The sequence below is a fragment of the Cellulosimicrobium sp. JZ28 genome (assembly GCF_015327065.1).
Classification (GTDB): domain Bacteria; phylum Actinomycetota; class Actinomycetes; order Actinomycetales; family Cellulomonadaceae; genus Cellulosimicrobium; species Cellulosimicrobium funkei.
Genome location: NZ_CP017660.1, coordinates 398126 through 410713 on the forward strand (window position 1 = coordinate 398126; position 12588 = coordinate 410713).

The following is a 12588-nucleotide window of genomic DNA, read 5'->3' on the forward strand; positions in this document are numbered from 1 at the left end:
CGCGGCCGACGGGGCAGGGCCGGGCGCCCTGGCGGGCGGCCGGCGGGGCCGGGTCACTCGGTGACGGTGAACCCCTGCTCGGTGCCGTACTTCGCGGACGCGTCCTGCCAGGCCTTCAGGCCGTCGGCGAGGGTCGTGCCCGAGACGTAGGCCTGGCCCACGGTGTCGTTGAAGATCGAGTTCGCGTAGACCTGGAACGGCAGGTACGACCAGCCCTCGACGACGTCGGACGCCGACTGCGCGAGGACCTCGTTGATCTTCTGGCCGCCGAAGTACTCGGACTCGAAGCCCTGGAACTCGTCGGACTCCAGCTCGGCCGTCGTGGCCGGGAACGCGCCGCCGTCCACGCGCGTCTGCACGCCGTCGCCCGCGTTCGCGTACTCGAGGAACCCGTAGGCGAGCGCCTGGTTCGAGCTCGCGGCCGGGACGGACAGCGCGGAGCCGCCGTTCTCGGCGCTCGCGGACGCGCCCTCCTCCCACTGGGGGAGCGGGGCGACGCGCCACTTGCCCGCGCCGTCGGGCACGCCCGACTCGAGGTTCGCGGGCATCCACGCGCCGATCGCGAGCGTCGCGATCGTGCCGTTGCCGAGGCCCTGGTACCACTCGTCGCTCCACGAGCTGACGGGCGCGAGGAGGTCCTCGTCGATGAGCGTCTGCCAGGTCTGCGCGAACTGCGTGCTGCCCTCGTCCGCGAGGTCGATCGTCACGTCCGTGCCGTCGACCTGGAACGGCTGGCCGCCGGCCTGCCAGATGAGCGACGTCGTGAACCCGGCGTCGCCCGTGTCGTTGGTGATGTACACGTTCGGGTCGGCCGCGTGCAGGGCGCGCGCCGCCTCGACGAAGCCGTCCCACGTCGTCGGCACCTCGATGCCGTGCTGCGTGAAGACCTCCTCGTTGTAGAAGAGGGCCATGGGGCCGGAGTCCATGGGCAGGCCGTAGATGCCCTCGCCCTGCTGGACGGCGTTCCACGGCCCGGGGGTGAAGGTCCCGTCGAGCTCGTCGGCGCCGAACGACGACAGGTCGGCGACGGCGTCCGACAGCGCGAACTGCGGGAGCGCGTAGTACTCGACCTGCGCGACGTCAGGCACGCCCTTGCCGGCGGCGATCGCGTTCTGGAGGGCGGTGTACTGGTCGTTGCCGGTGCCCGCGTTGACGAGCTCGACGTCGACGTTCGGGTACTCGGCCTCGAAGTCGCTGACGACCTGCTCGAGCGTGGGCTCCCAGGCCCACACCGTGAGGCTGCCGCCCTCCTCGAGGGCCGCGGCGACGTCGTCGGCCGAGCCGGCGTCCCCGCCGGAGTCGTTGCCGCCGCCCGAGCTGCAGGCGGCCAGGGCCAGCGCGACGACGCCGGTGGCGGCGACAGCGCGCAGGGCGCGGGTGGTGCGGATGGACATGAGGGTTCCTCTCACTTCGTCGTCAGACGGATCGGGCGGGGTGGGTGCGGGGGTGGTGGGCCGGCCCGTGCGGCGGCGCGGGCGTCACTCCTTGACGGAACCGGCCGCGAGGCCGGACTGCCAGTAGCGCTGGAGCAGGAGGAAGGCCGCGACGAGCGGCAGGATCGTGAGGAGCGAGCCGGTGATCACGAGGTCGAAGATCGCCTCGCCGCCGGCGGTCGCGGCCTGCGCGTTCCACGCGTTGAGGCCGAGCGTCAGCGGGTACCAGTCGGGGTCCTTGAGCATGATCAGCGGCAGGAAGTAGTTGTTCCACGTCGCGACCATCGTGAAGAGCAGGACCGTGACGATCCCGGGCGCGAGCAGCGGCAGCGACACCTGGAAGAACGTGCGCCCCTCGCTCGACCCGTCCACGCGCGCGGCCTCGAGCAGCTCGGTCGGGATCGACTCGGCGGCGAACACCCACATGAGGTAGAGGCCGAACGGCGAGATGAGCGACGGGATGATGACGGCCCACGGGGTGTTCGTCAGCCCCATCTGGCTGAACATGAGGAACGTCGGGACGGCCAGGGCCGTGCCCGGCACCGCGACCGCGCCGATGACCGTCGCGAACACGCCGCGCTTGCCGGGGAAGTCGAACTTCGCGAGCGCGTAGCCGCCGAGCACCGCGAGGAACGTCGCGCCGCCGGCCCCGACCACCACGTACAGCAGCGTGTTCGCGAACCAGCGACCGAAGATGCCGCCGTCGTAGGCGAGCGTCCGGGCGATGTTGTCGAAGAGCGCGAAGTCGCCGCTGAACCACAGGCCGAACGAGGAGAACAGGCTCGACTGCGTCTTGGACGCGTTGACGACGAGCCAGAACAGCGGCACGAGCGCGTAGAGCAGGACGATCCCCGTGAGGACCGTCAGCAGGGCGCTGCGGCGCGGGCGCGTGACGCCGTGCGGGGCGCGCGAGCGCAGGCGCACGGGCTTGCGCGTCGTGGCGCTCGTCGTCGTGCGGGACGCGGCGGGGACCGCCGGGGTCGAGGGGGTCGTGGCGGTCATCGTCAGGCCTCCTTGCGCATGCCGCGCAGCTGGACGACGTAGGCCACGATCATCGTGAGGACGCCCATGATGATGGCGACGGTCGCCGAGTAGTTGTACTGCTGGCCGGAGAACGACAGCGAGTACGCGTACAGGTTCGGGGTGAAGTACGTCGTGATCGCGTTCGGCGCGAGGCTCTGCAGGATGCTCGGCTCGTTGAAGAGCTGGAACGAGCCGATGATCGAGAAGATCGTCGCGATGACGAGCGAGCCCCGGATCGCGGGGATCTTGATCGCCCGGACGACCTGCCACTGGGACGCGCCGTCGAGCTCGGCGGCCTCGTAGAGCGAGGTCGGCACGACGCGCAGCGCCGAGTAGAAGATGAGCATGTTGTAGCCCACGAACTCCCAGGTCACGATGTTGCCGATCGACAGCAGCACCCAGTCGGGGGAGAGCGGGTTGGGGATCGTCGTGCCGAGCGCGTCGTTGATGTTCGCGACGAGGCCGAAGCGCGTCCCGTACATGAAGCCCCACATGAGCGTCGCGACGACGGCCGGGACGGCGTAGGGGAGGAAGATCGAGATCCGGAAGAAGTTCCGCCCGTACAGGCGCCCGGAGTCGATCGCGAGCGCGACGAGCAGCGCGATGCCGAGCATGATCGGGACCTGGACCACGAGGAACAGCCCGACGCGAGACACGCCCGACCAGAACTGCGGGTCCGAGAACGCGCGGGCGTAGTTCTCGAACCCGACGAACTGCGTGCCGCCCACCATCTGGGTGCGGAACAGGCTGAGGTAGATCGAGTACGCGATCGGTGCGAGGAACACGAGCGCGAAGACCGCCATGAACGGCCCCACGAAGCCCCAGCCGGTCCACGAGCGCCGTCGGCGCCGTGCCGGGAGGGACGAAGGAGCGCCGACCGGTGGCCGGAGCGCTGCCACGGGTGGGGACGTCGTCGTCATGCTGTGGTCCTCGTCATCGGGGGACGGCGACGTCCGTCGTCGCCGTTGTTTGCGTAAACATGAGCATGGCACGAGGTTCGGTGTTTGCGCAAACATCGCCTACTGTGGGTCCTGACCGGCCACGACACCGGTCCGGCACGGGTACTGTGCCGACACCACGAGGACGAGGACGCCATGACCGACGGGCTCGACGACGAGACCCCCGCCCTGACGCGCACCGGGGGGGCTGCCGTCCGCACGGCACGGCGCGTCTCGATGGCCGACGTCGCGCGCGTCGCCGGGGTCTCCGCGCAGACCGTCTCCCGCGTCTCCAACGGGCACCCGGGCGTCGTCGAGAGCACGCGCTCGCGCGTCCTCGAGGCGATGACCGAGCTCGGCTACCGGCCCAACAGCGCGGCCCGCGCGCTGAAGAGCGGGTCGTTCCGCACGATCGGCGTCATCCTCTTCTCGCTCGCGACCACGGGCAACGTCCGCACGCTCGAGGCCATCGCGACCTCGGCCGCCGCCGAGGGCTACGCCATCACGGTCATCCCCGTCGCGGCGCCCACCCAGGACGGCGTCCACGGCGCCTTCACGCGCCTCGGCGAGCTCGCGGTCGACGCGATCATCCTGCTCATGGAGGTGCACCTCCTCGACGTCGCGCAGGTCAGCCTGCCGCCCGGCGTCCAGGTCGTCGTCGCCGACTCCGACGCGGGCGAGAGCTACGCCGTCGTCGACACGGACCAGGCCGACGGCACCCGCCAGGCCGTGCGGCACCTGCTCGACCTCGGGCACCGGACCGTGCACCACCTCGCGGGGCCCGCGCTCTCGTTCGCGGCCGAGCGCCGCACCTCCGCCTGGCGGGCGACCCTGGAAGAGGCGGGCCGCGAGGTCCCGCCGATCGAGCGGGGCGACTGGTCGCCGTCGTCCGGGTACGAGGCCGGGCTGCGCCTCGCGCGCCGCGACGACCTCACCGCCGTGTTCGTCGCCAACGACCAGATGGCCCTCGGGCTCGTCCGGGCCCTGCACGACTCCGGCCGACGGGTCCCGCAGGACGTGAGCGTCGTCGGGTTCGACGACCTGCCCGAGTCCAGCGAGTTCCTGCCCCCGCTCACGACCGTCCACCAGGACTTCGCCGAGGTCGGGCGCCGGCTCGTCGCGCAGGTGCTCCGGCAGGTCCGCGAGGGCGTCCACGAGACCGGCACCCGCCTCGTCCCGACCCGCCTCGTCGAGCGAGCGAGCACCGCCCCGCCCCCGAGCTAGACCCCGGGTTCGTGCCCGCCCGGCCGAGCAGGTGGTCCGGGCTCGTCCTGGTCGCGGGACGCGCGCGAACCACCTGCTCGGCCCGCCAGGATCACCTGGTCAGTCGTCGGCGACCCAGGCGCTCGGGTCCTCGACGACCCCGCGCAGCACCTCGCGCGCGCCGCCCGTGAGCGCGGCGTGGTCGCCGACGGGCGCGGGCAGCAGCACGACGTCGGTCCAGGGGGCGGCGAGGACGCGGGCCCGGAGCTCGGCCTCGGCGGCGGGGCGCAGGTAGGGCAGGAGCGCGGGGTAGATGCCGCCGAGCAGGACGGTGTCGATGTCGACGAGGTTGACGTAGTCGGCGAGGGCGCTGCCGAGCGCGGTCCCGGCGCGCTCGACCGCGGCGAGCGCGTCCGGCTCGCCGGCGTCGAGGGCGGCGACGAGCGCCCCGGTGGGCGCGTCGACGGGGAGGCCCGCGCCGCGCAGGAGCGCGTCCTTGCCCGCGTACTGCTCCAGGCAGCCCGTCGCTCCGCAGCGGCACCGGGGGCCGTGCGGGTCGACGACGACGTGCCCGACCTCGCCCGTCCAGCCGTGGCGGCCGTGGAACAGGCGGCGGTCGACGACGATCGCGGACCCGATGCCCACGTCGCCCGACACGTAGAGATACGTCGAGGGCGCGGGCCCGGTCGCGTCGTCGGGCACGACGCCGTGGCTCGCCTGGGCGAGCGCGGCGAGCTTGGCCTCGTTCCCGATCTCGACGGCGACGTCGGGGCTGAGCCCGAGGAGGCGGACGGGGTCGAGGTGGGACCAGCCGAGGTTGGGTGCGACCTCGAGCCGGCCGGCGCGCGGGTCGACGAGGCCGGGCAGGGCGAGGCGCGCGCCCGCGACCGTCATGCCGTCGGCGCGGACCTGGGCGAGGAGGTCGTGCGCGATGCGGCCGAGGCGGGCGAGCACCTCGGTGGGGTCGCTGTCGTGGAGGTCGTCGGGGTCGACCTGCTCGGCGACGACGGCGCCGGTGAGGTCGAGCACGCGCCCGCCGAGGTAGTCGACGTTCACCTCGAGCCCGAGGCCCACGAGGGTGCGCGGCGCGGGGGCGAGCGGCACGGCGGGCCGCCCGGCGCGCTGCGGGGTGGCGGGCGGCAGCTCGGCCACGATCCCGGCGGCGACGAGGCGGTCGACGAGTGTCGAGACGGTGGCGCGCGTGAGCCCGCTCGCGCCGGCGATGTCGGCGCGCGAGCACGGGTGCGACGCCTCGAACACGGCCCGCGCGACCAGCGCGAGGTTGTGCTCGCGCAGCGTGGCCTGGCGGGCTGCTGGGGGACCCGTCCGGGTCGCGACGCTGCGGTTCACGGTCTTGACCTTACCGACCCGGACGGATAAGTTCAGCCGTACGACATAAATAGGCCGGGGTCGACCGACGTCGCTCCGGCCCTCTCGACGAGGAGACCACCGTGGCCGACGAGACCACCCGACACGACGCAGACATCAACTTCTCCTTCGGTCTGTGGACCGTGGGCTGGACCGCGCAGGACCAGTTCGGCAGCGCGAGCCGCCCGGCGCTCGACCCGGCCGAGTCGGTGCGTCGTCTGGCCGACCTCGGCGCGTGGGGCTTCACGTTCCACGACGACGACGTCGTCCCCTTCGGCGCGGACGACGCCGAGCGCACCAAGCGCCTCGACGCGGTGCGCCAGGCCGCGGAGGACACGGGCCTCGTCATCGAGATGGTGACGACCAACCTGTTCAGCCACCCCGTCTTCAAGGACGGCGGCCTCACGTCGAACGACCGCGGCGTGCGCCGCTACGCGCTGCGCAAGGTGCTGCGCAACGTCGACCTCACCGCCGAGCTCGGCGCCAAGACGTTCGTCATGTGGGGCGGCCGCGAGGGCACCGAGTACGACGGCGCCAAGGACCTGCACTCCGCGCACGAGCGCTACGCCGAGGGCCTCGACCTCACCGCGGCGTACATCAAGGAGAAGGGCTACGACCTCAAGATCGCGCTCGAGCCGAAGCCGAACGAGCCCCGCGGCGACATCTTCCTGCCGACCATCGGCCACGCGCTCGGCCTCATCGCGAAGCTCGACAACGGCGACATCGTGGGCCTCAACCCGGAGACGGGCCACGAGCAGATGGCGGGCCTCAACTACACGCACGGCCTCGCGCAGGCGCTGTGGGCGGGCAAGCTCTTCCACATCGACCTCAACGGCCAGCGCTCGATCAAGTTCGACCAGGACCTCGTGTTCGGCCACGGCGACCTGCTCTCCGCGTTCTTCACGGTCGACCTGCTCGAGAACGGCTTCCCGAACGGCGGCCCCACGTACACGGGCCCGCGTCACTTCGACTACAAGCCGTCGCGCACCGAGAACGAGGTCGGCGTGTGGGACTCCGCGCGCGCCAACATGGAGACCTACCGCCTGCTCGCGCGCAAGGCCGCGGCGTACCGCGCCGACAGCCGCGTCCAGGAGGCGTTCGCGCACTCGGGCGTGTTCGAGCTCGGCCAGCCCACGCTGGGCGAGGGCGAGTCCGTGGCCGACCTGCTCGCGGACCGCAGCGCGTACGAGGAGTTCGACGTCGACGCCGCGGCGAACCGCGACTTCGGCTTCGTGCGCCTCAACCAGCTCGCGCTCGAGCACCTCATCGGCTGAGGTGGCCACCGACGCCAGGACGTCCGACGCCGGCGGCGAGCGCGTGCTCGTCGCCGGCGTCGACACGTCCACGCAGTCCTGCAAGGTCGTCGTGCGCGACGCCGCGACGGGCGCCCTCGTGCGCACCGGGTCGGCCAAGCACCCCGACGGTACCGAGGTCCACCCCGACGCGTGGTGGGAGGCGTTCCGCGAGGCCGCGTCCGCGGCGGGCGGGCTCGACGACGTCGCGGCGCTCGCCGTCGGCGGCCAGCAGCACGGTCTCGTCGCGCTCGACGCGGACGGGAACGTCGTGCGCGACGCGCTCCTGTGGAACGACACGCGCTCGGCGCCCGCGGCGCGCGACCTGATCCGGGAGCTCGGCGAGGCCCGCCTCGCCGAGGGCGTCCCCGACGCCCACGACCGGGTCGAGTCCGCGACCGAGGCGGGCGCCCAGGCGTGGGCCGACGCGATCGGGTCCGTGCCGGTCGCGTCGCTCACGGTGACGAAGCTGCGCTGGCTGCGCGACGCCGAGCCGGAGAACGCGGCGCGCGTCGCCGCCGTCGCGCTGCCGCACGACTGGCTCACGTGGCGCATCGCGGGGTACGGCCCCGCGGGCGACGAGTCCGCGCCGCTCGGGCCGGACCTCGACGCGCTCGTCACCGACGCGTCCGACGCGTCAGGCACGGGCTACTACGACGCGACGAGGGACGACGGCCCCGACGGCCGGGGTGCGTACCGCCTCGACCTGCTGGAGCTCGCGCTCGGACGGACCGACGTCGTGCTGCCGCGCGTCGTCGGGCCGTCGGCGACGGCGGGCGTCGCGCACCCCTCGGTCGCCGGGAGCGCGGTCGAGGGCGGCACGCTGCTCGGCCCCGGCGCGGGCGACAACGCCGGTGCGGCGCTCGGCCTCGGCATGGTCGCGGGCGACGTCGCGGTGTCGATCGGGACGTCGGGCGTCGTGTCGGCCGTGACCGACGACCGCACGGCGGACGGCTCCGGCCTCGTCAACGGGTTCTCCGACGCGACGGGCCGGTACCTGCTGCTCGCGGTGACGCTCAACGCGAGCCGGGTGCTCGACGCCGCGCGCGCGGTGCTCGGCGTCGACCACGCGGGGCTGTCGCGGCTCGCGCTCCAGGCGCCTCCCGGCGCGGACGGGCTCGTGCTCGTGCCGTACCTGGAGGGCGAGCGCATGCCGAACCGCCCTGACGCGTCCGGCACGCTGCACGGGATCCGGCTCGGCACGTCGACGCCGGAGCACCTCGCGCGCGCGTACGTCGAGGGCATGCTGTGCGGCCTCGCGGACGGGCTCGACGCGCTGCGGGCGCTCGGCGTCCGGGTCGAGCGCGTGCAGCTCATCGGCGGCGGCGCGCAGTCCGAGGCGGTCCGGCGCATCGCGCCGCAGGTCCTCGGCCTGCCCGTCACGGTCCCCGAGCCCGGCGAGTACGTGGCCGACGGCGCCGCGCGCCAGGCGGCGTGGGTCCTCGCCGCGCACGAGGCGGGCGGCTCTGGTGCGGACGTCGCCCCGCCCACGTGGGCCGCGTCGTCGGCCACGGTGGTCGAGGCCGACCCGGTCCCGGCCATCCGCGAGCAGTACGCGGCGGTCCGCGACCTCGTCTGACACGACCTCGCGACAGCAGGGAAGGGCCCGGCCCCCCGTGAGGGGTCGGGCCCTTCGTGCGCCCACGACGGTGGGCAGGAGCGGTCAGAGCACGCGGACGACAGGGCCCGTCACGCCAGCCTTGCGGCCCACCGCGGCGGCGCCGGTCACGCCCCAGACCGGTCCGGCGATCTCCACCGACGCGACCGACGTCGTCGAGACCGACCGGTTGAGGTTCGTCCCGTACGCGTTGCCGTAGACCTCGAGCAGCACCCAGTCGCACGTGCCCGCGCTCACGGTGAAGACGTTTCCGGTCCGGGTCACGTCGAACGTGCACACGCCGCCGTCGTAGGGGGCCGCGCTCGCCGAGGGGGCGATCGCGACGGCAGCGGCAACGAGGGCGGAGACGGCCAGGGCGCGCAGTCGGAGAGTTCGCATGGAGCTCCTTTGCTCAGGTGTGGGGGGCCGCGATCGGCCCGGCCACAGTTCACCGTGGCGCTGCACTGTCAGCAACTCGAGCAGTACGTAAATTTGACCCTCGCCAGGTACGTGCTTTCCCTTATGTGCCGCCCGCGAAGCCCGTCTGGCGCCACGCCTCGTAGACGGCGATCGACGCCGCGTTGGTGAGGTTGAGCGACCGGCGACCGGGCAGCATGGGGATCTTCAGCTGGTCCGTGATCCGGTCGTGGGCCAGCGCGTCGTCGGGCAGGCCCGTCGGCTCGGGGCCGAACAGCAGGACGTCGTCGGGCCGGTACGTCACGTCGGTGAACGACGTCGTCGCGCGGGTCGTGAACGCGAACACCCGGCCCGGGAGGGTCGCGAGCGCGGCGTCGAGGTCCGCGTGCACCTCGACGCTCGCGAGGTCGTGGTAGTCCAGCCCCGCGCGGCGCAGCTTGGGCTCGTCCAGGTCGAAGCCCAGCGGCTCGACCAGGTGCAGACGCGCCCCGGTCACGGCGGCGAGGCGGATCGCGTTGCCCGTGTTCCCCGGGATGCGCGGCTCGAAGAACACCACGTGCGGCAGGGTCGACGGCGGTCGGGCGGCCGGGTCGGCGACGTGCGGCCGCCAGTCGGTGCGGGGGTCGGGGGTCTCGCTCACGCCCCCGATTCTCGCAGCGCTGCGAGGGAGGTGCGCCCCCGCGGCACGGGGCGCGCCCTGCCGAGGTAGCGGGCTGGCCTTGCGGAGGTAGAGGCGTGGTAGCCAGCCAGGGCGGGACCTGGGCTCTCCCTCGGGGGACCGGGGCTCTACCTCGCGGACCTCGGCTCTACCTCGGTAGCGTCGACGGGTCGACGACGACCACCGTGGAGGTTCTCGTGCACCAGACCATCCCTGTTCGCCCCGCGGCGGGCCACCGATGACCGGCGAGCGCGGCCGCGAGGAGGTCATGGCCTGGGTCGCCGCGTACGAGGAGGCGTGGCGCGCGAGCGACGCCGACGCCGTGGAGCGGCTCTTCACCCCGGACGCGACGTACCTGCGCTCGCCCTACGACGACGAGCCCCTGCACGGCCACGACGCGATCCGGGGGTTCTGGCGCGTGGACGAGGACGCGCGCTTCACGGTGACGGCGGAGCCCGTCGCGGTGGACGGCCCGGACGCCGTCGTGCGCCTCGAGGTCCGCTACCTCGCCCCGCGCGAGCAGGAGTACCGCGACCTGTGGGTCCTGCGGTTCGCCCCCGACGGCCGCGTCGAGCACTTCGAGGAGTGGGCCTACTGGCCCGGCCGCTCCTACAGCGCCGGGTGACGGGCGGCGTCGGCGCTCAGCGCGCGGCCGGTTCGGCGGCGCCCGCGCGCGCCACCGCGCGCAGCTCGTCGAGCACCGCCCGGGCGGGCGGGGTCGAGGCGGCGGCGTCGCGCACGACGGCGTAGACCGACCGGACGGGCGCGGGCCGCACGACCGGGACGGCGACGAGGCCGGGCGGCAGGTGCACCGCGCCGAGCCGCGGCAGCACCGTGATGCCGATGCCCGCGCCGACGAACGCGACCGCCGTCGGGTAGTCGTGGGCCTCGACGTGGAACGGCGGGCTGAACCCCGCCGCGGTGCACGCCTCGACGAGGTTGCGGCGGCACCACCCGCGGGCGAAGTCGTTGTCGACCCAGCGCTCCGTCGCGAGCGCGGCGATCTCCACCTCGGGCTGCCCGGCGAGCGGGTGGTCGGCGGGGAGGACGGCGACGTAGGGGTCGTCCAGCAGGTGGTGCGCCCGGAACCCGGTGCCGGGGACGAAGGCGGGCGACGCGACGGCGACCTGCACGTCGGCGCGGGCGTCGGGATCGTCGGGGATCGCCTCGCCGAGGGCGAGGTCGAGCCGGACCCCGGGGAACTCGGTCGTGAGCCGTCGGACGACACGCGGCAGCCACGCGGAGCCGGCGGAGGCGAAGTACATGAGAGACAGGGTCCCGGTCCGCCCGGCGCGCAGGTCCGCGACGACGGCCTCGACCTCGCCGAGCCGGGCGAGCACGCGGTCGGCCTGCGCGGCGAGCTCGAGCCCGGCGGCCGTCGGCCGGACGCCCCGCCCGGCGCGCTCGAGGAGCGCGAGCCCGGTCTCGCGCTGGAGCGCGGCCACGTGCTGGCTCACCGCCGACGGCGTGTACCCGAGGTTGGCGGCGGCGGCCTGGACCGAGCCGCTCGCGACGACGGAGCGGAAGATCCGGAGACGATGCACGTCCAGCATCCCCTCACGCTACAGCCGTACTGCATCGAACGGTAGGAACACGTGCTGGTGCTGAACGGTGCGGCGGGGCGACGATCGACCCGTGACCGCACCCGAGACCTCGACGACGACACCCGTCGGCTCCGCCCGGCCCGGCCTGCCCTCCGCCCGCGGACCGGCCCGTCGCGCCGGGCTGCCCGTCGTCCTCGCGGTGGCCGTGACCGTCGTGCTGTGGGCGTCGGCGTTCATCGGCGTGCGCGCCGCCGGGCACGACTACGCGCCCGGGTCGCTCGCCCTGGGCCGCCAGCTCGCGGGCAGCCTCGGGCTCACCGCCGTCGTCGCCGTGCGGTGGCTCCGCAGCGGGCACCGGCCCGTGCTGCCCCGCGGCCGCGTGCTCGCGGGCGTCCTCGCGTGGGGCGTGGGCTGGTTCAGCCTCTACAACCTCGCGCTCAACGCGGCCGAGCAGCACCTCGACGCCGGCACGACGGCGCTCCTCGTCAACGTCGCGCCCGTCCTCGTCGCGGTGCTCGCCGGCGTCCTGCTCGGCGAGGGCTTCCCGCGGCGCCTGCTCGTCGGCATGGCCTCGGCGTTCGCCGGGGTCGCGATCATCGCGGCCGCGACCTCCTCGGGCGAGCGCGACGTCGTCGGCGTGGCGCTCGGGCTCACCGCCGCCGTCCTCTACGCCGCGGGTGCGACGTCGCAGAAGCGCCTCCTCGCGCACCTCGACGCCCTGACGATGACGTGGGTCGGGTGCCTCGCGGGCACGGTCGCGCTCCTGCCGTTCGCCCCGGCGCTCGCGGCCGACGCCGCCGCGGCGCCGCCGTCGTCGACGTGGGCGGTCGTGCTGCTCGGGCTCGGCCCGACGGCCGTCGCGTTCACGACGTGGGGCTACGCGCTCTCGCGGCTCAGCGCGGGCCGGGCCGCGGCGACGACGTATCTCGTCCCGCCGCTCGTGGTGGTGCTCTCCTGGCTCGTGCTCGCGGAGGTCCCGGCGCCGGTCACCTTCGCGGGCGGCGCGCTGTGCCTCGCCGGGGTCGCGGTCGCGACGCTCCCGCGGCGGCGGGTCGCCCCGGTGCCCCCGGTGCCGGCCGCGCGAGCCTGACCCGGTCCGGCCGTACGACCCGGCC

At 74.1% G+C, this 12588-nt stretch carries 12 protein-coding genes; 5 read left to right on the forward strand and 7 right to left on the reverse strand.

Features of this window, described 5'->3' with window-relative positions; all coding sequences use genetic code 11:
- Window positions 1-53: 53 nt before the first annotated feature.
- From BJP59_RS01845 to BJP59_RS01855, 3 genes are all read right to left on the reverse strand, one after another.
- A complete protein-coding gene (locus BJP59_RS01845) occupies window positions 54-1394 on the reverse strand; it encodes an ABC transporter substrate-binding protein (protein ID WP_021481965.1) in 1341 nt (446 codons plus the stop codon).
- Between the two features lie 84 nt (window positions 1395-1478).
- Window positions 1479-2435, reverse strand: a complete 957-nt coding sequence (locus BJP59_RS01850; protein WP_194522068.1) for a carbohydrate ABC transporter permease — start codon at window positions 2433-2435, stop codon at window positions 1479-1481.
- A gap of 2 nt (window positions 2436-2437) precedes the next feature.
- On the reverse strand, window positions 2438-3376 hold the full coding sequence (locus BJP59_RS01855; RefSeq protein WP_031315702.1) for a carbohydrate ABC transporter permease: 939 nt from the start codon (window positions 3374-3376) through the stop codon (window positions 2438-2440).
- A 174-nt stretch (window positions 3377-3550) separates the two neighbouring features.
- Between BJP59_RS01855 and BJP59_RS01860 the strand changes: the two genes are divergently transcribed.
- Window positions 3551-4618 carry a LacI family DNA-binding transcriptional regulator gene (locus BJP59_RS01860; RefSeq protein WP_228485227.1) on the forward strand — a complete coding sequence of 356 codons (1068 nt, stop codon included), beginning with the start codon at window positions 3551-3553 and terminating at the stop codon, window positions 4616-4618.
- A gap of 99 nt (window positions 4619-4717) precedes the next feature.
- Here BJP59_RS01860 and BJP59_RS01865 read toward each other — a convergent pair whose 3' ends face one another.
- Window positions 4718-5947 (reverse strand): ROK family transcriptional regulator, encoded by a 1230-nt coding sequence (locus BJP59_RS01865; protein ID WP_194522069.1) that lies wholly within the window; start codon window positions 5945-5947, stop codon window positions 4718-4720.
- Between the two features lie 101 nt (window positions 5948-6048).
- Between BJP59_RS01865 and xylA the strand changes: the two genes are divergently transcribed.
- On the forward strand, window positions 6049-7239 hold the full coding sequence (gene xylA / locus BJP59_RS01870; RefSeq protein ID WP_186325206.1) for a xylose isomerase: 1191 nt from the start codon (window positions 6049-6051) through the stop codon (window positions 7237-7239).
- 1 nt (window position 7240) lies between these two features.
- Complete coding sequence (locus BJP59_RS01875; protein ID WP_228485228.1) at window positions 7241-8836, forward strand: xylulokinase; 1596 nt, start codon at window positions 7241-7243, stop codon at window positions 8834-8836.
- Between the two features lie 84 nt (window positions 8837-8920).
- Here BJP59_RS01875 and BJP59_RS01880 read toward each other — a convergent pair whose 3' ends face one another.
- Both BJP59_RS01880 and BJP59_RS01885 read right to left on the reverse strand, forming a co-directional pair.
- Entirely contained in the window at window positions 8921-9253 is a 333-nt protein-coding gene (locus tag BJP59_RS01880; protein WP_021483154.1) for a hypothetical protein, read from the reverse strand.
- 121 nt (window positions 9254-9374) lie between these two features.
- Window positions 9375-9836, reverse strand: coding sequence for a tRNA (cytidine(34)-2'-O)-methyltransferase (locus BJP59_RS01885; RefSeq protein WP_031316674.1), 462 nt, complete (start codon window positions 9834-9836; stop codon window positions 9375-9377).
- Window positions 9837-10167: 331 nt separating this feature from the next.
- Between BJP59_RS01885 and BJP59_RS01890 the strand changes: the two genes are divergently transcribed.
- A complete protein-coding gene (locus BJP59_RS01890) occupies window positions 10168-10554 on the forward strand; it encodes a YybH family protein (RefSeq protein ID WP_021483152.1) in 387 nt (128 codons plus the stop codon).
- A gap of 16 nt (window positions 10555-10570) precedes the next feature.
- On the opposite strand, the gene BJP59_RS01895 is transcribed toward BJP59_RS01890, so the two are convergent.
- Window positions 10571-11482, reverse strand: coding sequence for a LysR family transcriptional regulator (locus BJP59_RS01895; protein ID WP_162290333.1), 912 nt, complete (start codon window positions 11480-11482; stop codon window positions 10571-10573).
- An 82-nt stretch (window positions 11483-11564) separates the two neighbouring features.
- Here BJP59_RS01895 and BJP59_RS01900 point away from each other — a divergent pair, with 82 nt between their 5' ends.
- Window positions 11565-12563 carry a DMT family transporter gene (locus BJP59_RS01900; protein ID WP_228485229.1) on the forward strand — a complete coding sequence of 333 codons (999 nt, stop codon included), beginning with the start codon at window positions 11565-11567 and terminating at the stop codon, window positions 12561-12563.
- Window positions 12564-12588: the final 25 nt, after the last annotated feature.